The organism is Serratia plymuthica (assembly GCF_018336935.1).
In the GTDB taxonomy this organism is placed as follows: domain Bacteria; phylum Pseudomonadota; class Gammaproteobacteria; order Enterobacterales; family Enterobacteriaceae; genus Serratia; species Serratia plymuthica_B.
This window is the reverse complement of the sequence record NZ_CP068771.1, coordinates 923,761-944,180: the sequence shown is the minus strand read 5'-3', so window position 1 is coordinate 944,180 and position 20,420 is coordinate 923,761. Positions and strand designations below refer to the sequence as shown.

Below are 20,420 nucleotides of genomic sequence, written 5' to 3'. Positions count from 1 at the left end.
TAAAACAGACACTGTTCATTATAAATGATGACCATAGTGTGCCTCAGTCCCCCCACATATATCTATACACTTTTTAACCCTTAACTCAGTCTTTGATCTTACCCACCATTTCCAGACAGATTTTGTCCGGTGGCCGTGCGTATCTTTGTAGCTCAGCCCTGACTTCGGCTTGCTAGCAGGCTTATTCATGATCCCCCGTCAATCACTTGGTCAGCGTAACTCCTCCACCGAAATCAAATTTTTCCCTTATAGCATTTTAAGCTAACAAGTTGATATTTTTATTTATCTATACGCATAGAACATTCAGGAGGTTCAGTGAAACATAGACAACGTTCTCCGCCATTTTTACAACGTCCCCCAGTCCTAAGATACTCATCATACAAAATATTCACTAACACTTTATAAGCACACTCATAATTCATTTTATTTGTTTTTTAGATGCGATTCAGACTTAATCCAGTGATATAAATAATTCGCACTATCTATTCTTTTCATTAGAAATCTATCAGGTTCCAATGAAATCACAATTTAACCATCTATTAAACAAGTTTTTCTTTCAGTGGAGAGTCTTTCTGAAAGCCTTTCGTTAACTATTTTTCTTTCATCATCAACAATCACAGGTATCTGGCCGCAGTAGCAATTATAGCAGTTATCATTAGCACAAATAATAAAGCGAAAAATATCCATACATAACCAGGTTTAAGATACTGGATAAAAATCCAGAACACTAAGAAGAAGCCAAGCCTTTCGCCCTGAGTCCCTTTGCTTGTTCTGGGGGACTTTTTCTCTTGCAACAAGCCTTAAACGGGTCGATGTGTATCGGAATTGGCTGAGGCCGAAATGCAAAACCCCGCATAATGGCGGACCTTTAGAGCCCCTCCATGTGACAGGCGTGAATATCACACCATGGAGATAAGATGGTAAATATTCACAAACCATCAACACTCTACTTTTAACGTGTCACTATTTTTCATTAAGCGATTACGTAATGGTCAACTAAAACTGGCCACCGCTTTAGCGTTTTTCCGGTATTGGTTTCCCGGCTGATTCCCCCCAGAACGCCTGGTGTCCCCCGTGTAAGTCGGGAACGCTTATCTGCACTAGGAAAACTTCCTGTCAAACTCTTCCACAAGCGGCACAGCCTTGACCAACAACTCCCGGCCTTTAGCAGCGGTGCAGAAAAGTCGGTGCGAACCGCAGGTAGTATCGTGAATAACCACAAACGGGTTTAACGTTCTGCCATTTCAGTCAGCACCTGGATCACCGGTTCATCACGCCGGGTAAGCGGGATGCTTACAAAGAATGTTAGAATTCGCTGATTCAAAAACGTATGAACCGCTCATAACAAAAAGGAAAAATGATGCCTCTGCGACGCGGGTTATTGTTCATATGGTTAAGTTTTGCGGCGGTCTCAATAACGCTAGGGTGGCTTATCTTCGAGCTTGGCCGACAGGGGGCGGATGAGCAGATTAGGCGCGTTCGCCAGGAAACAGCCACCAGCTGTGAAACTTTACGGGCTTCCGCCTCGCGGGCGGGCATTCGCGCTGTCCCTGGCAATATGGACACAAACCCGCAGTGGGTTTCCACCGCACAGGCAATCATCGATTTAACTCTGCGAGACAGGCCTGGCGTTGAAGGTGGATTGTGGAGTGCCCACTCGGGGGTCGTGGCCTACGCCTTCCCCACTTATGACGGAAGTGGGATCAAACAGGACCCGCCAAGTGCTGAATTGGAGCGAATTGAGTCAACAAGCCATCGCGCATTCGAAGGGCGGCGTTCCGTTACCGATTTGCGCCTAGGTCTGCGTGAAGCCGTCGTTTTTTCAGCCTGCCCGATGGAGGCTAATACGGGGCTGGTTGCGTGGACATTATCTCGCGTTCCGACAATCACCGGTGATGCGCTTGATAAGTTGGTATTGGCAATGGGGCTTTTGCTGGGGTTTGTACTCTTATCCGGCGGTTGGTTGGGTTGGGCACTTACTCGCTGGTCACGCGGCGTACATCATCTGGCTGAGGTCCTGGACAAATCGCGGACTGCTATCGACTCACCGACCCTCGCCGAACTCTCAGGGCTGCCTGAGCTTGATCGGGTGACGGTGGCGCTGAATGACTATGCGCAACGCTTGGCTAATGCCCAACGTGAATCTACACGCCTGTCGGCTGAATTGGCACAGGCAGAAAAACTGGCGGCGCTAGGTGAGCTTTCCGCCGGGCTGGCGCATGAAATTCGTAATCCGCTCGCCACTATGCAAATGAAGGCCGAAAATGCGTTGCTCGCCCCCGAAGCGATCAGGCTGGTACGAGCAGAAAGTGCCTTGCAGGCGGTTTTAGAGCAAACGGAACGGCTAAACCGGTTGGTTTCCAGCCTGCTGGCCTTAACACAGCCATTTCGCGTTGAACGCCACGCAGTCAACATTGAGGCATGGTTACAGGAAAGGAAAACAGTGCATCTTGAGACTGCCCAGAAGCGGCAGATTGAACTGGTGCTGACGATTGCCCCTGAGTTGCATTCCCAGATGCACGGCATCACATTGTTCGACCCGCCACAAATGGCGCGAGCACTGGATAATCTGATATTAAACGCGCTGGCTCATGTTTCCGACCTTGGGCGTATTGAGATGGGGGCCAGACGTAATGATAACGGTAACTTGTTATTGTGGGTGGCTGATGATGGCCCCGGCGTATCCGAAGAGCTGCGGGCTCAGCTGTTCAAGCCATTTATCACAGGCCGGCATGGCGGCACCGGGCTAGGTCTGGCGCTGGTACGTGAAATTGTTCATGCTCACGGCGGACACATTTACTTGGTCGATTGCGTGCGAGGGGCGCGTTTTGAAATGGAGCTGACATGGCCTGTGTGTTGATTGTTGATGACGATGTCGCTTTCCGTGCCAGCCTGGCTGAAGCCGTGACCGATTTGCATCATCACGCGATAGAGGCTGACGGTACATTGGCCGGACTAGAACAGCTTCGCGCCGGCCATGTCGCTGTCGCTATTGTGGATTTACGTATGCCGGGTGATGACGGGCTGGTCTTCCTGCGTCAGGCTCGCAAGCTCGCACCCGGCGTGCCCTGCATTATGTTAACGGCGTATGCCAGCGGTGGTAATACCATTGAGGCAATGCGGATGGGCGCCTTTGATCACCTGACGAAACCCATTAGCCGGGCAGCGCTGCAAGAGGTGCTAATGCGCGCCCTGAGGCAGAGCGCGGAAGATCAGAGCGCGTCAAAACCGTCTGCTGAGATGCCATCACCTGACGATGATCTGGTCGGGAGTAGCGAGGCCATGCGACAGGTTTTTAAACGTATTGGCCAGGTGGCGAACAGTGATATCACCGTACTGGTTATGGGGGAGACAGGAACAGGGAAAGAATTGGTGGCCCGCGAGCTACATCGTAACAGTTCATACTCCACCGGGCCTTTCATCGCGGTAAATTGCTCGGCAATCCCGACAGATCTGATAGAAAGCGAATTGTTTGGGCATGTAAAGGGGGCATTTTCCGGTGCCATATCGGATCGTATTGGGCGATTCCGAGAGGCAGAGGGCGGCACCCTGTTTTTGGATGAAATCGGTGACATGCCGTTGCCGACGCAAGCGAAAATTTTACGAACATTGCAGGAGCGAGAGGTCACTCCCGTCGGGGGATCTCGCTCCTATCCTGTGAAGGTGCGCATCGTTGCCGCTACGCATCATGACCTGCCTTTGGCGGTGCGGGAAGGCAGTTTCCGTGAAGACTTATGGTATCGGCTACAGGTCATCACCATTACGTTGCCCCCACTGCGTGAACGCTTGGGAGACGCAATTTTACTGGCGGAACATTTTTTACGACGTTCGGGGGGCGATACACCCAAGCGTCTTTCCCATCAGGCCGCTCAAGTGTTGTTGGCGCACCTGTGGCCGGGGAACGTGCGTGAGTTGCAGAATGCGATAAAAAGGGCATCAGTGCTCAGTCAGGGTTCGATTATTGACCCCAACCAACTGGGGTTGTGTGCCTCTCCGGTTGAGAGCCCAGGGCCGGTGCTGAACTGGGATGGTACGCTGGAGGAGACTATGGCGGCCATTGAGCGGGAGATGATTATGCGCGCATTGGCTGCAACCGGAGATAACCGAGCTCAAGCGGCCCGTCGGCTTGGCCTTTCGCGTCAGCAGCTTTATCGTAGGCTTGAACATTTTGGCATTAAATAGCAGGGGTGTCCGTATTCTGGACATCAGCCTGTCCGATTTTCGGACACTTTATAAAAAGCATTTAACCTAATAAACTGAATAGTTTAAATTTTTTATTTGGCACACTCCTTGCCATAGGAAAAGACATGGCTGTTTTTTCTCGGGAGTTATCATGAAAGTGTCCGTTACGGTTTTATCTTTGTTCTCTATATTGGGTGGAATAGCGCCGGCTATAACACAGGTCCCACCCAACCCTCCTCTTGTGTCTCTTCACCCCTTGCCTCTGCCCTCGGTTAACCATGCCTCGAACGATTTGGCGGCGGTAGCTGAAGGCAAGGTACAGCGTCTTCTCATCAATCCTTTCGGGGAAGTCGATGGTTTGCGGCTGGAAAGCGGCATCATCGTCGCCTTTCCACCCCATATGGGGGACATATTGGCCGTGGTCGCCTCGCCGGGTCAGTCCATTCGTATCATGGGGTATCGGGAAACGGCGGAACGAGTAAAAGCCAACAGCATAGTCAATGTTGCGACAGGCCGCGTTCTGATTGATCAACCACCGGCTATCGGTAATGGGGGGGTTCCTCCCCATCTGCGTGCGAATAATTTGCAGCAACTGGAAGTTGAAGGTTCTATCGAGACTGTCCTGACAGGACCCCTTGGTGAAACCAATGGTGTGATCCTCAACGACGGAAGTATTGTGCGTTTCCCCCCCAATGGTATGCAGATCCCCATTAAAGCCGGAATGCCGTTTGCCGCGTCGGGGCTGGGGACACGTAATAATTATGGGCAGTCGCTTGAAGCCGTTAGTGCGGGTGCTCATCTCTCGGCACTTCAGCCTCTGTATCGCGGCGTCCCCTGATGCGGGCAAGCCTATGGATTTGGCTTGTTACTGGTTCGCTGTCCACTGTTTTATGGCTAAGCGCATTACGGCGAGAAGGGTTACATGTCGGCATGATTCAGTTTTTCAAACTGGCCCGTTGGCGATGCAGCCTGCGCTCTTGCTCTTGCTCTTGCTCTTGGTACTACATGGAATGTCATAATGACCGTGCTAAGTGATCTACATACCCATATTCGAACCCGAACGCTCGTTTCGCTGGCGACACTTAACTTCTTTCTTGCAGATGCCCGTGATGGAATGGGGCCATTTCTTGACGCCTGGTTAGTTACCCAAGGTTGGACGCCGTTTCAATTGGGATTATTGGCAACTTCCGGGGGAATTATCGGACTACTTGGGGGGATCCCTGCGGGGGCATTGGTCGATGCAACCCGCTTCAAACGCAGTTTGATCATCGTGCCGGTAGTACTGACCACCTTGTTAGCTTTTGCCTGTATTTTGTGGCCAACCAAACCTGTGGTTTTTGCTACTCAGGCATTAACAGCTCTGGCAGGACTGCTTATCGGCCCCGCAATGGTTGCTATCTCACTGGGGCTGGTCGGGCGCAAGGACTTTGGTCAACAGGTCAGCCATAATGAGGCCTGGAGCCACACCGGCAATATTGTCCTGTTAATCGGCACCTGGTGGATCAGTAGTGAAATAGGGTTATCCGGGGTAGCAACGCTAATGATCCTGACCACCGTAGTCACTGTACTCGCAACATTATCGATCAGTGCCCATCACATTGATCATGAAGTGGCTCGCGGGCAGGGTGAAGCGCAACAAAAGGGCCGGCCCAATCAACCCTCCCAATTGCAGGTTCTATGGTCTAACCGCGTTTTGCTGGTTTTTGCATTAACACTGATGCTGTTCCATTTTGGTAATGCGCCGATCTCTCGTTTGTTGATTCAACAATTTGCATTAAATCTGGAGCAACCTTTTAAAACAACGGCAATTATCATGATTGTCGGGCAAGTCTCGGCCATCGCCGGGGCATTATTGGCACCTGCCGCAGCCCGGCGCTTTGGGTTACGCCATATGGTGTTGTTTGCGTTGGCCACATTACCGGTACGCGGCGTGATTGCGGCCCAGGCTCAAAGTTTTGATGTGATTTATCCGGTACAAATTCTTGATGGCCTGGGTGCCGGCTTACTGGGTATTTTGACACCCTTGATGCTAGAAAAATTGTTGGTAGGAACGGGACATTTTAACCTCGGATTCGCAGCCGTACTGACCGTGCAGGGTATTGGCGCCACGCTAAGCAGCGTGGTGGCGGGGATGGTTGTTCAGGAATCGGGTTATGGCGCTGCATTTTTATTTCATGGCTTGATTGCACTGTTGGCACTGCTGCTATTTGGTTTAGCGGGTCAGGGACAGAGCCGACCTCCTCTGATTTAAACGCTGTGAATCGCCACGGGTAACCGACTTCCGGTTTCATGATCTGCGCCACACTTGGGCAAGTTGATTGGTTCAGGCAGGAGTACCACTTTCAGCGTTACAGGAAATGGAGGGCTGGGAGAGCATAGAGATGGTTCAACGATATGCTCACCTTTCCCCTTCCCATTTAACCGAACATGCGAGAAAAATTGACGTAGTTTTGGCGGATAATGTCGCTAATTTGGCACTTTGGGAAAATGTGGCGGTTGGAGGGCAGAGGTAACTCATTGAAACTTAATGGTACGCCCTACAGGGCTCGAACCTGTGACCTACGGCTTAGAAGGCCGTTGCTCTATCCAACTGAGCTAAGGGCGCATTGGGATGCGGCAACCGGGGGTTGCGGGTTGGGATTATACGGTCAGAGGTCACTGAGTCAATGCCTTTTCATGACGTTACGGCGGCAGCCGTGCTTTATGGCGATTTTTCGCCCATCGCCCGTGCCGCCCATTGGGCCGGCACCTTCATTTATCTTGGGTGAGATCCGGCAGCAGGCTGCTGCTGCGCTGGGCCAGGCCGCGATCGGCGGTGGCGGGAAGGCGCTCGGATTGCTCCTGCCCTGCCGGGCGTTGCAGGCAAACGCGGGCCGAACGCACCACCGCGTTGATATTCCCCCAGTCGGCGTGTTGTGCCGTCAGCAGGTTGCAGGCCGCCGTTAGCTGTTGGCTGAGCGCGGCGTTGACCGGTGCGGCATTTAACGAGGCGTGGCCCAGCGGCATCCACGCCAGCAGCATAAAACCTATGCCCGCGAGTTTTCTCATGCGCGCATCCTCCGGTACAACGCGTGCAGCCGCGCTCTCCATGAAGGCTGCGCTTTGTGTACGGCGAGTTTGTGCAACGCAATCAGCTGCGCCACATCCGCCGGGTGCAAAGAAGAGTCGAACACCGTTTCACCGACGTGTTTCGGTTCGCTATCAATCGGGTGGTGCAATGAGTGCAACCGGGCGATGACCATCATGATTTTACTCCCGTACCGCAGTATGAATAATGCCAGCTTACGCAGCAGCCGGTAAAAAAGGCGTAGAGGATCATTCCGTTGGCATAAAAAAAACGTAAATCCCCACCGGCAAACGCCGACGATCGCGATTCAGCGCCTGACAGCGCGCTCAGCTTCTGACAAAATAGCGCCATCCCCCGCTTTTCTTAATTGATGGATTTCCTCACTGATGGCAGCAAAGATTATTGATGGTAAAACGATTGCGCAGCAGGTTAGAAACGAAGTGGCTGAGCAAGTTAAACAACGTCTGGCGGCCGGCAAACGCGCCCCAGGCCTGGCGGTCGTGCTGGTTGGCGAGAACCCGGCGTCACAGATTTACGTCGCCAGCAAGCGCCGCGCCTGTGATGAAGTGGGCTTCCTTTCCCGCTCTTACGATCTGCCTGCCACCACCAGTGAGGCCGAGCTGCTGGCACTGATCGACAAGCTGAACGCCGACGGCGAAATCGACGGCATTCTGGTGCAACTGCCGCTGCCGGCCGGCATCGATAACGTCAAAGTGCTGGAACGCATCCATCCGGATAAAGACGTCGACGGTTTCCACCCGTACAACGTCGGTCGCCTGTGCCAGCGCGCGCCGAAGCTGCGCCCCTGCACCCCACGCGGCATCGTCACCCTGCTCGAGCGTTATAACATCGACACCTACGGCCTGAATGCCGTGGTGGTTGGCGCATCCAACATCGTTGGCCGCCCGATGAGCATGGAGCTGCTGCTGGCCGGTTGCACCACCACCGTGACCCACCGTTTCACCAAGAACCTGCGTCATCATATTGAAAACGCCGATCTGCTGGTGGTGGCGGTCGGTAAACCGGGCTTTATTCCGGGCGACTGGATCAAACCGGGCGCGATCGTGGTCGATGTCGGCATTAACCGTCTGGAAAGTGGTAAAGTGGTCGGCGACGTGGATTTCGATGCCGCCAGTGAGCGTGCAGCCTACATTACCCCGGTTCCGGGTGGCGTTGGCCCGATGACCGTTGCTACACTGATCCAAAATACCTTGCAGGCCTGCGAGGAATATCACGACGTTCAACCTAAATAAGTAAGGCAGTATGGAAACTTTTAATCTGGATAATCACCCGCACGTCGAACTGTGCGACCTGCTCAAGTTCCAGGGCTGGTGTGAAAGCGGCGGCGCCGCCAAAGAAGTCATCGCCGAAGGGTTGGTGAAAGTGAACGGCAAAGCCGAAACGCGCAAACGCTGCAAAATCGTCGCCGATCAGGTGGTGGAGTTTAACGGCGGCCAGGTTGTGGTTAAGCCCTAAGCCCCGCTCCATAGAAAAAGGCGCTGATAATCAGCGCCTTTTTTGTTTGCGGCTGCGCCTGTTACTTACGGCGCCAGGTGGTGCCCTGCGGGCCGTCTTCCAGCACGATATTCATCTCGTTCAACCGATCGCGAGCGGCATCCGCCAACGCCCAGTCTTTGGCTTTGCGCGCGTCGTTACGCTGTTTGATTAACGCCTCGATCTCCGCCACTTCACCGTCGTCAGCCTGTGCGCCGCTTTGCAGGAACTGTTCCGGCTCCTGTTGCAGCAGGCCCAGCACCTTCGCCAGCTTGCGCAGTTCCGCCGCCAGCCCGTTGGCCGCCGCCATGTCTTCGCCTTTCAGGCGGTTAACGTCACGCGCCAGATCGAACAGCGCCGAGTAGGCTTCCGGGGTGTTGAAATCGTCGTCCATCGCTTCGCGGAAGCGGGCTTCGAAGGCTTCGCCGCCGGCCGGTTGCGCGTTGGCGTCGGTGCCGCGCAGTGCGGTGTACAAACGCTCCAGCGCGGTGCGCGCCTGCTTGAGGTTCTCTTCGCTGTAGTTCAGCTGGCTACGATAGTGCCCGGACATCAGGAAGTAACGCACCGTCTCGGCATCGTAATGGCCGAGCACGTCGCGGATAGTGAAGAAGTTATCCAGCGATTTCGACATCTTCTCGCGGTCAGTCATCACCATGCCAGTGTGCATCCAGTAGTTGACGTAGGGGCCATCGTGGGCGCAGGTGGACTGGGCAATCTCGTTCTCGTGATGCGGGAACATCAGATCCGAACCGCCGCCGTGGATGTCGAAATGAGTGCCGAGCTGCTTGCAGTTCATGGCGGAACATTCAATGTGCCAGCCTGGGCGGCCCGCGCCCCACGGCGATTGCCAGCTCGGCTCGCCCGGTTTGGACATCTTCCACAGCACGAAGTCCATCGGGTTGCGCTTCACGTCGTCAATCTCGACGCGCGCACCGGCCTGCAACTGATCCAGATCCTGGCGCGACAGCAGGCCGTATTGCGGATCGCTGTCAATCGAGAACATCACGTCGCCATTGCTGGCGACATAGGCGTGATCGCGATCGATCAGGCGTTGGGTGATCTCGATGATCTCTGCGATATGCTGGGTGGCGCGCGGCTCTTGATCCGGGCGTTCGATCAGCAGCGAATCGAAGTCCGCGTGCATCTCCGCCAGCATGCGTGCGGTCAGTTGATCGCAGCTTTCGCCGTTTTCTGTCGCGCGGCGGATAATTTTATCGTCAACGTCGGTCACGTTGCGCACATAATCCAGCGAATAGCCGAGATAGCGCAGGTAACGCGCCACTACGTCGAAAGCGACAAAGGTACGCCCGTGGCCGATATGACACAGGTCATAGATGGTTACCCCGCACACGTACATGCCCACTTTACCGGCATGAATGGGTTTGAATTCCTCTTTTTGACGACTCAGGGTATTAAAAATCTTTAGCATCGGGACATTCCGTGGTGTGCGTGATAACAAAAAAGGGAGTTAGGCTATAGACCTAGCAGGTGTATTGAAACCCGAAGCCTGATCTAATGCAAGGTTAAGCCCGCGCTTTGCTGCGACGGGTTGCGCAAATCGGTGATATACCCGTCATCTCGCAAGCCGCAGCGTTGTTGCCTGCGCGCCCTCACCCCAGTCACTGACCTAAGTAAGATCCTGGGGACTCCTGCGTTTGCCGCCTGGCTGCAACTTGAAAGCCATAGGGTATAAATTAATGCCCACCGTTATTGTTATAATATAACAAAGCCCAATTTACCACAGAGCCTGCGCGGTCTAGCCGCTGCTGACTCGCTAAAAGAGATATGTTATAAGGTCGGTCTGAATGTTCACTCGCTCTACGTGACGTCTCACTTCATCTTGTTAGGACTAAAACTATGGTTACTTTCCACACGAATCACGGCGACATCGTTATCAACACCTTTGCTGACAAAGCGCCGGTTACCGTTGAAAACTTCCTGAACTACTGCCGTGCAGGTTTCTACGACAACACTATCTTCCACCGTGTTATCAATGGCTTCATGATTCAGGGCGGCGGTTTCGAGCCTGGCATGAACCAGAAAGACACCAAAGCGACCATCAAGAACGAAGCCAACAACGGTCTGAAAAACACCGTGGGCACCCTGGCGATGGCGCGTACCAACGATCCGCACTCCGCTACCGCTCAGTTCTTCATCAACGTGGCTGACAACGACTTCCTGAACTTCCGCGCCGAGAACGCGCAAGGTTGGGGTTACTGCGTATTTGCCGAAGTGGTTGAAGGCATGGACGTGGTCAACAAGATCAAAGCCGTGAAAACTGGCCGCAGCGGCATGCACCAGGACGTTCCGGTAGAAGACGTCATCGTCACCAGCGTTACCGTCAGCGAGTAATCGCGGCTGCATGAACACGCTGTTCATCGCGGATCTGCACTTATGCGCACAGGAACCGGCAATCACTGCCGGTTTTCTGCGTTTTTTGCGGCACGATGCGATCCACGCCGAAGCCCTGTACATTCTTGGCGATCTGTTCGAAGCCTGGATCGGCGATGACGATCCCGAGCCGCTGCATGCGGAGATTGCCGCTGCGCTGAAGACGCTGCAACAAGCCGGCGTGCCCTGCTACTTTATTCAGGGTAACCGCGATTTCCTGCTCGGCAAGCGCTTTGCCCGCGCCAGCGGCATGCATCTGCTGCCGGAAGAGAAAGTGCTGGAGCTGTACGGCCGCAAAATCCTGATCCTGCACGGCGACACGCTGTGTACCGACGATCGGGCCTACCAGCAGTTCCGCCGCAAGGTGCACAACCCGTTAATCCAGAAGCTGTTTTTGGCCATGCCCCTGCGCTGGCGCCTGAAGATCGCCGCCAAGATGCGCGCTCGCAGCCGGCAGAGCAATCAGGGCAAATCGCAAGCCATTATGGACGTCAACCCGCAGGCGGTGGAGCAGGCGATGCTGAGCCATAACGTGCATTGGATGATCCACGGCCATACCCACCGCCCGGCGATGCACGAGCTGAAACTGAGCAACGGCAAGGCCCACCGCGTGGTACTGGGTGCCTGGCACGCTGAAGGTTCGATGATCAAAGTCAGCGCCGACGCCGTCGAACTGATCCAATTTCCTTTCTAACCCCCTGACTTGCCACGCGAGTAAAAAATTCGCGTTTGCGACGGTGAAAACCGGCGACGCAACCGTTTTCCTCGCCGTGCGCTCATGGTATGATCTGCGCCCTCATTCGGCCTCCCGCCGCAGGCAACCGGCCGTCGTTTGTACACTTACAGGAGCCTTACACCCATGGGAGCCAACGCCGCTTCAGCCGCCAACGCTGGGGTTAAAATCGCAATTGTAATGGGATCGAAAAGTGACTGGGCCACCATGCAGTTCGCGGCCGAAATCCTGACCCAACTCGATGTCCCGTTCCATGTCGAAGTCGTTTCCGCTCATCGCACGCCAGACAAGCTGTTCAGCTTCGCCGAACAGGCCGGCGCCAATGGCTTTGACGTGATCATTGCCGGTGCGGGCGGTGCTGCGCACCTGCCGGGCATGCTGGCGGCGAAAACGCTGGTTCCGGTGCTGGGTGTTCCGGTACAAAGCGCCGCGCTGAGCGGTGTAGACAGCCTGTATTCTATCGTGCAAATGCCGCGCGGCATTCCGGTCGGCACTCTGGCGATCGGCAAAGCCGGTGCGGCCAACGCCGCGCTGCTGGCGGCGCAAATTCTGGCGCTGCACGACACCGCGCTGGCACAACGTCTGGCCGACTGGCGCCAGGCGCAGACCGAAGACGTGCTGAACAACCCGGATCCGCGGGAGGAAGCATGAAGCCGGTTTGCGTACTGGGCAACGGCCAACTGGGGCGCATGCTGCGCCAGGCCGGTGAACCGCTGGGCATCGCCGTTTATCCGGTCGGCCTCGACGCCGAGCCGGAAGCGGTGCCCTATCAAAACAGCGTGATCACCGCCGAAATCGAACGCTGGCCGGAAACCGCGCTGACGCGTGAACTGGCGACCCACAACAGCTTCGTCAATCGCGATATTTTCCCCCGTCTGGCGGACCGCCTGACGCAAAAACAGCTGCTCGATCAGCTCGGCCTGGCCACCGCGCCGTGGCAATTGCTGGCCGATGCCGCCGAATGGCCGCAGGTGTTCGCCACCCTGGGTGAACTGGCGATCGTCAAACGCCGCGTCGGCGGTTACGACGGCCGCGGCCAATGGCGCTTGCGCCCGGGCCAGGAAGCGGAACTGCCGGCGGATGCCTACGGCGAGTGCATCGTCGAGCAGGGGATTAACTTCTCCGGCGAGGTTTCGCTGGTGGGCGCGCGCGGGCACGACGGCAAGTCGGTGTTCTATCCGCTGACCCATAATCTGCATGAAGAAGGCATTCTGCGCACCAGCGTGGCGCTGCCCGAACCTGATCCGGCCCTGCAACGGCAGGCAGAACAGATGCTGGCGGCGATCCTCGACGAGTTGAACTACGTCGGTGTAATGGCGATGGAATGCTTTATCGTTGGCGACAGCCTGCTGATTAACGAGCTGGCGCCACGGGTGCACAACAGCGGCCACTGGACGCAAAACGGCGCTTCCATCAGCCAGTTCGAGCTGCACCTGCGCGCTATTCTCGCCCTGCCGCTGCCGAAACCGGTGGTAAGCACACCGTCGGTGATGGTCAACCTGATCGGCACCGCCGTGAATCAACAGTGGCTGGCGCTGCCGTTGGTGCATTTGCACTGGTACGAGAAAGAGGTGCGCGAAGGCCGCAAGGTCGGCCACCTCAACCTGAACGATCCGAGCGCCGCCGCGCTGCAACAGGCGTTGCAGGCACTGGCGCCGCTGCTGCCGGCCGAATACCAAAGTGGACTGGCCTGGGCACAGCAAAAGCTGGCTTAGCATTACGCCGCGCCAAAAACAAAGGGTTCAACTCGATGAGTTGAACCCTTTTTACTGCCGATGAAAAGCTAATCACGCCGTACCCTAAATAATTGGCGTTGCATCGCGGCGGCAAGCTTGTAAGCCCCTGGAGCATAGATAACTATGTGACTGGGGCTCGCAAGCGCAGCCAACAAAGAGGCAGCTTCAAGTATGACGGGTATAGCCCTGCGGATTTTTGCTCTGCCAGTTCCAGGTATCGCGCATCATCTCATCGAGCCCGCGTTGCACTTCCCAGCCCAGTTCCCGTTTAGCCAGGCTGACATCGGCCCAGAAAGCGGGCAAATCCCCGGCACGGCGCGGTAAAATCCGATAAGGCACGGCAACGCCGGCGGCTTTCTCGAACGCATGCACCATCTCCAGCACCGAATGCCCTACCCCGGAACCCAGGTTATAAGCTTTAAAACCGGCGATCTGTTTTAGGTGATCCATCGCCGCCAGGTGGCCCTGCGCCAGATCCATCACGTGAATATAATCGCGCACGCCGGTTCCGTCTTTGGTGGGATAGTCCCCGCCGAACACGCTCAGATGATCCCGCTTGCCGACGGCCACCTGAGCAATATAAGGCAACAGATTATTCGGGATGCCGCTGGGGTCTTCCCCCATCAATCCGGACTCATGGGCGCCCACCGGGTTGAAGTAGCGCAGAGAGACAATGGAAAAGGCCGGTTCCGCTCTGGCGAAATCCTGCAGGACCTGCTCCACCATCCACTTGGAGGTGCCGTAAGGGCTGGTCGTGCCGCCAATAGGCATGTCTTCGCGGTAAGGCACCGGCGTCTCTTCACCGTACACCGTCGCCGAAGAGCTGAAGATAAACTGATGAACTCCGGCTTCGCGCATGGCTTCCAGCAATACTAGCGTGCCCGCTACGTTGTTCTGGTAGTACTCCAGCGGCTTGCGGGTGGATTCTCCCACCGCTTTCAGACCGGCGAAATGGATCACCGAAACGATCTGGTGCTCGCCGAAGATCCGGCTCAGGCATGCCGCATCCCGCACATCCCCCTGGTAAAACGCCGCCGCTTTACCGGTCAGTTGCGCGGCACGGCGCAAGGACTCTTCGGAAGCGTTGACCAAATTATCCAACACCACCACCTCTTCACCGCGCTCCAGCAGCGCCAGTACCGTATGCGAACCTATGTATCCGGCACCGCCGGTCACTAAAATCGCCATCATGCTCCCCTTTCATCAGCCTCGGGCGCTAACACCCGAGGCATAAGCCCGTTTCATGCGCGCAGCCAGCCGACTAGCGCGTGCCGATGTTGCGTAATGGCTTTCCGGCCATCAGATTACGTTCGATATGTTCCAGAGAGATATTTTTGGTTTCCGGGATCAACGCCAGCGTAATAAAGATAAACGCCACGTTGAGCGCCGCGTAGACCCAAAAGGTAGAGGCGCTGCCCAGCGAATTGAGCATGGTCAGGAAGGTCGCGCCGACGATCATGTTGGCGATCCAGTTGGTGGCAGTGGAACAGGTGATGCCAAAATCACGGCCTTTCAGCGGCTGGATCTCTGAACACAGCACCCAAATCAACGGGCCGGCGCTCATGGCGAAACCGACAATAAACATCAACAGCATGATAACGGCGAAATATTGCGTCGCCGGCGAGCTCATGCCGATACTCATCATAGTTCCCAGTGCGCCCATGCCCACCGCCATCACGATAAAACCGAGGATCAGCGTCGGTTTGCGGCCCCAGCGATCCACCAGCCCAATGGCGATAAAGGTAGCCAGCACGTTAACCAGCCCGACGATCACCGTTCCCCACATCTGCTGTTCGGTACTGGCAAAACCCGCCAGGCCAAAAATCTTCGGCGCGTAATACATGGTGACGTTCATGCCGGTAAACTGCTGCATGACCTGCAACAGGATGCCGAGGAAAACGGCGCGGCGGAAATTTTTATTGCCCTTGAACAGCGCCCAGCCACTTTGCTTCAGCTTGAGGCTTTCACGGATTTCGTTCAGTTCATGCTGTGCCTGGGCGCTGCTGTCGCGCAGCTTTTCCAGCACCTGACGCGCCTGTTCATGGCGATTGCGCGAGGCCAGCCAGCGCGGGCTGTCCGGCAGGAAGAACACGCCAATCAGCAGCAAGCCGGCCGGAATGGTGATAACCCCCAGCATCCAGCGCCAGGCGCCGGTGTAACTGAACGCGGTATCAGACAGGTAGGCGGCCAAAATCCCGATGGTGATCATCAATTGATACATCGAAATCATGCTGCCGCGAATTTTCTCCGGCGCGATTTCAGACAGGTAAATCGGCGCGGTATAGGAAGCGATGCCCACCGCCAGCCCCAGCAGAATGCGCGAGAGTATCAATATGTCCACATTGGGCGCTGCTGCGGAACACAACGACCCTGCCACGAACAGGATCGCGCCGATCATCAGGCTGTATTTGCGCCCGATGCGGAAATTCATCCAGCCGCTGCCCACGGCGCCGACCGCCGCGCCGAACATCATCGAGCTGACCACCCACTCTTGCTGGGAACTGGTGATGTGAAAAGAGTCGGCGATAAACGGCAAAGCGCCCGCAATCACGCCGATATCCAGGCCAAACAGCAGCCCGGCTAGCGCAGCCAGAAAACAGACGAAAAAAGTCATACCGGCATTCGTGTGGCTGTTCTCAGCCGACGCAATTTTGGCGGTAACACCCATACAGCCTCCATCCAATAGATAACGTTGAATCAGTTAGCCGTCATGATAGGAGGCAATCCGCAGGCGGTAAGTGAGTGAGATCACATTAGTGGAAACGGTTACATTATTTTAATTTTCACAAAACCACATATCGATGCTAAAAAACAAACATATACTATTGATTATAAATAATAATAACCTCATATCATTTACCGAAATGATCAAAAAAACCGCCCACCCTTATCAGCCCTCGATACCAACCTTAAAAAACAGCCATTTATTTGTAATCGATTTCACTTGAATTGTCTGCTCAGCGAAGGAGCAAAGGCACTTTCCAGGCAGACGGTCATGAAGGGGAATTTGTGAGGTTTCAATAAAGATATCGGCCCGGCTCCCGATAACGGGGGCCGGGCCGACCATGCGGCGGTTTAACCCTCGTAGCTGCGGAACAATGCCTGGCCGCGCAGTAACCGCACGCCCAGCCAACCACCGCACAGCGACAACAGCAACGCGCTGAGCAGCGGCAATGCCCACCACAACACCGGCGTGGGTGCCCACGGGAAATCGAATACCTGGCTTTGCAGCAACCATAGCGCCGCCTCTGCCCCCACCGCCGCCGCAATGCCCGCCACCAGCCCAAGCAGCGCAAACTCGCACCACAGTGTGCTGCGCAACAGGCGTTTGCTGGCCCCCAGAGTACGGTACACCACCAGCTCCTGGCGCCGTTGCCGCATACCCACCTGCACCTGCGCCATCAGCAACAGGCCACCGCAAATCACCACCAGCACCACCATCACCTCCAGCGCACGGCTGACCTGTTGCAGCACTCCGCCGACCTGTTTCAGGATTGACCCGATGTCCAGCAGGCTGAGCGTCGGGAATTGCCGGTTAAGCTGGGTCAGCATCTGGCCGTCCCCGTCATAGCGGAAACTGGTAAGCCAGGTCTGCGGTTGACCGTCCAGCGCACCCGGCGGGAAGATGAAGTAAAAGTTCGGCTTCAGGCTTTCCCAATCCACCTGCCGCAGGCTGGTGACCTTGGCGCTGAACGACTGGGTATCGCCGCTGAAGGTCAGCGTGTCGCCCAGCTTAACCTTGAGCCGCCCGGCAATGCCCTGATCCATCGACACCTCACCGGATTTCGGCGGCCAACTGCCCGCCAGTAGCGGATTATGCGCCGGTAGATCCGCCAGCCAGGTCAGGTTCAGTTCGCGGTTAACCGCCTCGCCGCCCGGATCGTCCTCGTGTACCCGCTCGGTCGCCACCTGCTGATTAATCTCGGTCAGGCGCACGCGTACAATAGGGTAATAGGTTTCCGGCTTGACCTGGTGCTGCTGCAGGAAGGTTTTCACCTGCGGCACCTGTGCTTCGGTCAGGTTCAGCAGGAAGTAGTTCGGGCTGTCCGGTGGCAGTTGCTGTTGCCAGCGGTCGAGCAGATCGCCACGCAGCACCAGCAACAATGCCAGCAGCATAAACGACAGCGAAAACGCCGCCAGTTGGCTGACCGTGACCCAGGGCTGATGCAGCAGGCGATTGACCGCCAACCGCAACGCCAGGTTTTGAAGCCGAATGCGGCGCAGCAGCAGCAGGCTGCCCCAGCCGATGGCGCCCAACAGCAGCGCCAGCACCAGAATACCGGCGAGGATCGACCACAGCAGCGTGCTGGCCCCCATTAATGCGATCAGCATCGCCACCACAATCAGCGCCGTCACCGGCAGGAAGTAGCGCAGCGGCCAGACGTTGGCCACCACGTCGCGGCGCAACACCCGCAGCGGCTGGGTCGCCAGCAATTGCCGGTACGGCCGCAGCCCCACCAGCAGCGAAATCATCAGCAACGCGCCGATCGCCCACAACCACGGCCAGGCCCCGGCGGCAGGCAACTCCGCCGGCAGCACCGGCGCCAGCAGCCGGATCAGCACCGCTTCAAACCCCAGGCCGATAATGCCGCCGCACGCTGCCGCCAGCAAAATGACCGCCAGCCACTGACCGACGATCAGCTTACGCAAGGCGTTACGGCCGGCACCCAGCGTTTTCAGCACCGCGATCAGATCGTAACGGCTGCGGCAATAGTGGCTCATGGCCACCGCCACGGCGGCGATCGACAGCAGCAGAGTCAGCAGCGCCGACAGCAGCAGGAACTGTTGCGATCGTTGCAGCGATTTGCCCAGCGCGCTGCCGGACTCCTGCAACCCAAACCAACGCTGGTCGGGGTGGAGCTGCGGCGTCAGGCGCGTTTCGTAACGCTGGATGTCCTCCGGCGAACCGGCGAACATATAGCGGTAACTCAGGCGGCTGCCCGGCTGCACCGCCCCGGTTTTATCCACATCCGCCAGGTTGATCATGATGCGCGGCGCCGTCTGGAACGGATTGAAGCCGGAGTCCGGCTCCTGAAGAATTTCACCGGCAATGCGCAGGCGGGTGTCGCCCACGTCCAGCGAGTCCCCCACTTTCACATTCAGCAACGCCAGCAAGCGCGGCGCCACCAGCACGCTGCCCGGTTCAAGCTTGACGTTGGCCGGGCGCGTTTCCAGCTTGCCGTACAGCGGATAGGCCAGATCGGTGGCTTTCACGTCCGCCAATTGCGGCCTGTCGCCGGCGTAAGTCATGGTAGTAAACGACAGCTGGCGGCTCACTTTCAGCCCTTCCTGCCGTGCATCAAGCAGCCAGCCTTCCGGCACCGGCCGGGCGCTGCGCAGCACCCGATCACCGGCGATGAAATCGCGGCTCTGCTGGCTCAGCCCCTTGTCCATGCGATCGCTGATGCTGCCCAGCGCCAGCACGCAGGCCATCGACAGCGTCAGCGCCAGCCAGACGATCAGCAGTGACGGCGAACGCCATTCCCGCCAGAACCAGCGCCAGATCATGCTTCCTCCCACAGCTTGCCTTCACGCAGGCGCAGCCGCCGCTGGCAGCGCGCCGCCAGGGTTTCGTCATGGGTGACCAGGATCAGGGTGGTGGAGAAATCGCGGTTGAGAGAGAACAGCAAATCGGCGATGCGTTCGCCGGTCTGGCGATCGAGGTTGCCGGTCGGCTCATCGGCAAACAACACTCGCGGCCGGCCGCTGAACGCACGCGCCAACGCGACCCGCTGTTGCTCGCCGCCGGAAAGTTGCGCCGGCAGGTGATCGAGCCTTTTGCCCAGCCCCAGTTGCTCCAGCAACTGAACCGCCTGCTCGCGGCTCTGCCTGTCGTTCTCACCGCGCAGCAGCGCCGGCAGTTGCACGTTCTCCAGCGCGTTGAGCGTCGGCACCAGCATGAATGACTGAAATACAAAGCCGACGTTTTTGGCGCGCAGGGCCGCGCGCCCTTCTTCGTCCAGCGCGGTCAGCGATTCCCCCAACAAATGCACCTCTCCTGCACTGCCGTCGTCCAACCCGGCGAGGATCCCCAACAGCGTCGATTTGCCCGAGCCGGATTCGCCAATCAGGGCAATTGTCTGCGCGGGTTTGACAACCAGCTCGACTCCGGTAAGGATGGAGAGCTGATGCTCACCCTGACCAACGTGTTTACTAAGATGATGAACTTCAAGAACGTTTTCCGCTGGCATCTTCCCTTCCTTTTGCTGTTGGGATTATTCAGTTTACGCGCTGTCGCCGCCGATACCTTATTGATTTTAGGCGACAGTTTAAGCGCCGGTTACCGCTTGCCGGTGGCGCAGGCCTGGCCGACGCTGCTGGCCGACCAATGGCAGAAAAAACCGGGTGAACCGCAGTTGGTGAACGCCAGCATCAGCGGCGACACCGCCGCGCAAGGGCTGGCGCGCCTGCCCGCACTGCTGCAACAACACCAACCGCGCTGGGTGCTGATCGAACTGGGCGCCAACGACGGCCTGCGCGGTTTCCCGGCGCAGGACGTGCAACGCGATCTCAGCCAGATCATTACTCTGGTGCAGCAAGCCGGTGCGCAGCCGCTGCTGATGCAAATCCACATTCCGCCCAACTATGGCCGCCGCTATACCGAGGCTTTCAGCGCGATTTACCCGCAGCTTGCCAAACAATTCGACATTCCACTGCTGCCGTTCTATATGGAACAGGTGGTGGTGAAAGCGGAATGGATGCAGGATGACGGATTGCACCCCAATAAGGACGCCCAACCGTTTATCGCCACCTGGATGGCGGAACGCCTGGAACCTCTAGTAAAACATGAGTCTAACTAAATAGGGTTGTACACTAG

General features: G+C 56.7%; 18 protein-coding genes, 1 tRNA gene and 1 pseudogene. 12 read left to right on the top strand and 8 right to left on the bottom strand.

Annotation, left to right across the window (positions count from 1 at the left end; genetic code table 11):
- The first annotated feature begins 1,558 nt into the window (after positions 1 to 1,558).
- From JK621_RS04445 to JK621_RS04425, 5 genes and pseudogenes are all read left to right on the top strand, one after another.
- Positions 1,559 to 2,860 (top strand): sensor histidine kinase, encoded by a 1,302-nt coding sequence (locus JK621_RS04445; protein WP_249337139.1) that lies wholly within the window; start codon positions 1,559 to 1,561, stop codon positions 2,858 to 2,860.
- Complete coding sequence (locus JK621_RS04440; protein WP_212558792.1) at positions 2,845 to 4,182, top strand: sigma-54-dependent transcriptional regulator; 1,338 nt, start codon at positions 2,845 to 2,847, stop codon at positions 4,180 to 4,182. Before JK621_RS04445 ends, JK621_RS04440 begins: the two co-directional genes overlap by 16 nt.
- Positions 4,183 to 4,333: 151 nt before the next feature.
- On the top strand, positions 4,334 to 5,020 hold the full coding sequence (locus tag JK621_RS04435) for a hypothetical protein (protein WP_212558791.1): 687 nt from the start codon (positions 4,334 to 4,336) through the stop codon (positions 5,018 to 5,020).
- 180 nt (positions 5,021 to 5,200) lie between these two features.
- Positions 5,201 to 6,433, top strand: coding sequence for an MFS transporter (locus JK621_RS04430; protein WP_212558790.1), 1,233 nt, complete (start codon positions 5,201 to 5,203; stop codon positions 6,431 to 6,433).
- Between the two features lie 22 nt (positions 6,434 to 6,455).
- Positions 6,456 to 6,695: pseudogene (locus JK621_RS04425) on the top strand (tyrosine-type recombinase/integrase); the annotation flags it as partial.
- Positions 6,696 to 6,710: 15 nt separating this feature from the next.
- On the opposite strand, the gene JK621_RS04420 reads toward JK621_RS04425, so the two are convergent.
- From JK621_RS04420 to JK621_RS04410, 3 genes are all read right to left on the bottom strand, one after another.
- Positions 6,711 to 6,787: transfer RNA gene (locus JK621_RS04420), tRNA-Arg, on the bottom strand.
- A 146-nt stretch (positions 6,788 to 6,933) separates the two neighbouring features.
- Entirely contained in the window at positions 6,934 to 7,230 is a 297-nt protein-coding gene (locus tag JK621_RS04415) for a hypothetical protein (protein ID WP_212558789.1), read from the bottom strand.
- Entirely contained in the window at positions 7,227 to 7,427 is a 201-nt protein-coding gene (locus tag JK621_RS04410; protein ID WP_212558788.1) for a hypothetical protein, read from the bottom strand. The genes JK621_RS04415 and JK621_RS04410 overlap by 4 nt, the downstream gene beginning before the upstream one ends.
- Before the next feature lie 208 nt (positions 7,428 to 7,635).
- On the opposite strand from JK621_RS04410, the gene folD reads away from it, so the two are divergent.
- Both folD and ybcJ read left to right on the top strand, forming a co-directional pair.
- Entirely contained in the window at positions 7,636 to 8,502 is an 867-nt protein-coding gene (gene folD, locus JK621_RS04405; RefSeq protein ID WP_004949430.1) for a bifunctional methylenetetrahydrofolate dehydrogenase/methenyltetrahydrofolate cyclohydrolase FolD, read from the top strand.
- A 10-nt stretch (positions 8,503 to 8,512) separates the two neighbouring features.
- Complete coding sequence (ybcJ, locus tag JK621_RS04400) at positions 8,513 to 8,725, top strand: ribosome-associated protein YbcJ (protein WP_212558787.1); 213 nt, start codon at positions 8,513 to 8,515, stop codon at positions 8,723 to 8,725.
- 61 nt (positions 8,726 to 8,786) lie between these two features.
- On the opposite strand, the gene cysS is transcribed toward ybcJ, so the two are convergent.
- On the bottom strand, positions 8,787 to 10,172 hold the full coding sequence (gene cysS, locus JK621_RS04395; protein WP_212558786.1) for a cysteine--tRNA ligase: 1,386 nt from the start codon (positions 10,170 to 10,172) through the stop codon (positions 8,787 to 8,789).
- Positions 10,173 to 10,600: 428 nt separating this feature from the next.
- Here cysS and ppiB point away from each other — a divergent pair, with 428 nt between their 5' ends.
- The 4 genes from ppiB (at position 10,601) to purK (ending at position 13,582) form a co-directional block, all read left to right on the top strand.
- Positions 10,601 to 11,095, top strand: a complete 495-nt coding sequence (gene ppiB / locus JK621_RS04390) for a peptidylprolyl isomerase B (RefSeq protein WP_212558785.1) — start codon at positions 10,601 to 10,603, stop codon at positions 11,093 to 11,095.
- A 10-nt stretch (positions 11,096 to 11,105) separates the two neighbouring features.
- Complete coding sequence (locus JK621_RS04385) at positions 11,106 to 11,828, top strand: UDP-2,3-diacylglucosamine diphosphatase (RefSeq protein ID WP_212558784.1); 723 nt, start codon at positions 11,106 to 11,108, stop codon at positions 11,826 to 11,828.
- 165 nt (positions 11,829 to 11,993) lie between these two features.
- Positions 11,994 to 12,518: a 5-(carboxyamino)imidazole ribonucleotide mutase gene (gene purE / locus JK621_RS04380; protein ID WP_126480807.1), complete on the top strand. Its 525-nt coding sequence runs from the start codon at positions 11,994 to 11,996 to the stop codon at positions 12,516 to 12,518.
- Positions 12,515 to 13,582: a 5-(carboxyamino)imidazole ribonucleotide synthase gene (purK, locus tag JK621_RS04375; protein ID WP_212558783.1), complete on the top strand. Its 1,068-nt coding sequence runs from the start codon at positions 12,515 to 12,517 to the stop codon at positions 13,580 to 13,582. The genes purE and purK overlap by 4 nt, the downstream gene beginning before the upstream one ends.
- A 186-nt stretch (positions 13,583 to 13,768) precedes the next feature.
- On the opposite strand, the gene galE is transcribed toward purK, so the two are convergent.
- The 4 genes from galE to ybbA all read right to left on the bottom strand — a co-directional run bounded on the left by galE (position 13,769) and on the right by ybbA (position 19,794).
- On the bottom strand, positions 13,769 to 14,791 hold the full coding sequence (gene galE / locus JK621_RS04370; RefSeq protein WP_212560120.1) for a UDP-glucose 4-epimerase GalE: 1,023 nt from the start codon (positions 14,789 to 14,791) through the stop codon (positions 13,769 to 13,771).
- 73 nt (positions 14,792 to 14,864) lie between these two features.
- Positions 14,865 to 16,271 (bottom strand): sugar porter family MFS transporter, encoded by a 1,407-nt coding sequence (locus JK621_RS04365; protein WP_212558782.1) that lies wholly within the window; start codon positions 16,269 to 16,271, stop codon positions 14,865 to 14,867.
- 407 nt (positions 16,272 to 16,678) lie between these two features.
- On the bottom strand, positions 16,679 to 19,111 hold the full coding sequence (ybbP, locus tag JK621_RS04360) for a putative ABC transporter permease subunit YbbP (protein ID WP_212558781.1): 2,433 nt from the start codon (positions 19,109 to 19,111) through the stop codon (positions 16,679 to 16,681).
- Positions 19,108 to 19,794, bottom strand: coding sequence for a putative ABC transporter ATP-binding protein YbbA (gene ybbA / locus JK621_RS04355; protein WP_212558780.1), 687 nt, complete (start codon positions 19,792 to 19,794; stop codon positions 19,108 to 19,110). Before ybbA ends, ybbP begins: the two co-directional genes overlap by 4 nt.
- Between ybbA and tesA the strand changes: the two genes are divergently transcribed.
- Positions 19,765 to 20,403, top strand: a complete 639-nt coding sequence (tesA, locus tag JK621_RS04350; protein WP_212560119.1) for a multifunctional acyl-CoA thioesterase I/protease I/lysophospholipase L1 — start codon at positions 19,765 to 19,767, stop codon at positions 20,401 to 20,403. The genes ybbA and tesA overlap by 30 nt on opposite strands.
- Positions 20,404 to 20,420: the final 17 nt, after the last annotated feature.

Coding starts and splice junctions, on each gene's coding strand:
- JK621_RS04445 (WP_249337139.1), top strand. CDS start 1,559: ATGGACACAAACCCGCAGTGGGTTTCCACCGCACAGGCAATCATCGAT.
- JK621_RS04440 (WP_212558792.1), top strand. CDS start 2,845: ATGGCCTGTGTGTTGATTGTTGATGACGATGTCGCTTTCCGTGCCAGC.
- JK621_RS04435 (WP_212558791.1), top strand. CDS start 4,334: ATGAAAGTGTCCGTTACGGTTTTATCTTTGTTCTCTATATTGGGTGGA.
- JK621_RS04430 (WP_212558790.1), top strand. CDS start 5,201: ATGACCGTGCTAAGTGATCTACATACCCATATTCGAACCCGAACGCTC.
- JK621_RS04415 (WP_212558789.1), bottom strand. CDS start 7,230: ATGAGAAAACTCGCGGGCATAGGTTTTATGCTGCTGGCGTGGATGCCG.
- JK621_RS04410 (WP_212558788.1), bottom strand. CDS start 7,427: ATGATGGTCATCGCCCGGTTGCACTCATTGCACCACCCGATTGATAGC.
- folD (WP_004949430.1), top strand. CDS start 7,636: ATGGCAGCAAAGATTATTGATGGTAAAACGATTGCGCAGCAGGTTAGA.
- ybcJ (WP_212558787.1), top strand. CDS start 8,513: ATGGAAACTTTTAATCTGGATAATCACCCGCACGTCGAACTGTGCGAC.
- cysS (WP_212558786.1), bottom strand. CDS start 10,172: ATGCTAAAGATTTTTAATACCCTGAGTCGTCAAAAAGAGGAATTCAAA.
- ppiB (WP_212558785.1), top strand. CDS start 10,601: ATGGTTACTTTCCACACGAATCACGGCGACATCGTTATCAACACCTTT.
- JK621_RS04385 (WP_212558784.1), top strand. CDS start 11,106: ATGAACACGCTGTTCATCGCGGATCTGCACTTATGCGCACAGGAACCG.
- purE (WP_126480807.1), top strand. CDS start 11,994: ATGGGAGCCAACGCCGCTTCAGCCGCCAACGCTGGGGTTAAAATCGCA.
- purK (WP_212558783.1), top strand. CDS start 12,515: ATGAAGCCGGTTTGCGTACTGGGCAACGGCCAACTGGGGCGCATGCTG.
- galE (WP_212560120.1), bottom strand. CDS start 14,791: ATGGCGATTTTAGTGACCGGCGGTGCCGGATACATAGGTTCGCATACG.
- JK621_RS04365 (WP_212558782.1), bottom strand. CDS start 16,271: ATGGGTGTTACCGCCAAAATTGCGTCGGCTGAGAACAGCCACACGAAT.
- ybbP (WP_212558781.1), bottom strand. CDS start 19,111: ATGATCTGGCGCTGGTTCTGGCGGGAATGGCGTTCGCCGTCACTGCTG.
- tesA (WP_212560119.1), top strand. CDS start 19,765: ATGAACTTCAAGAACGTTTTCCGCTGGCATCTTCCCTTCCTTTTGCTG.
- ybbA (WP_212558780.1), bottom strand. CDS start 19,794: ATGCCAGCGGAAAACGTTCTTGAAGTTCATCATCTTAGTAAACACGTT.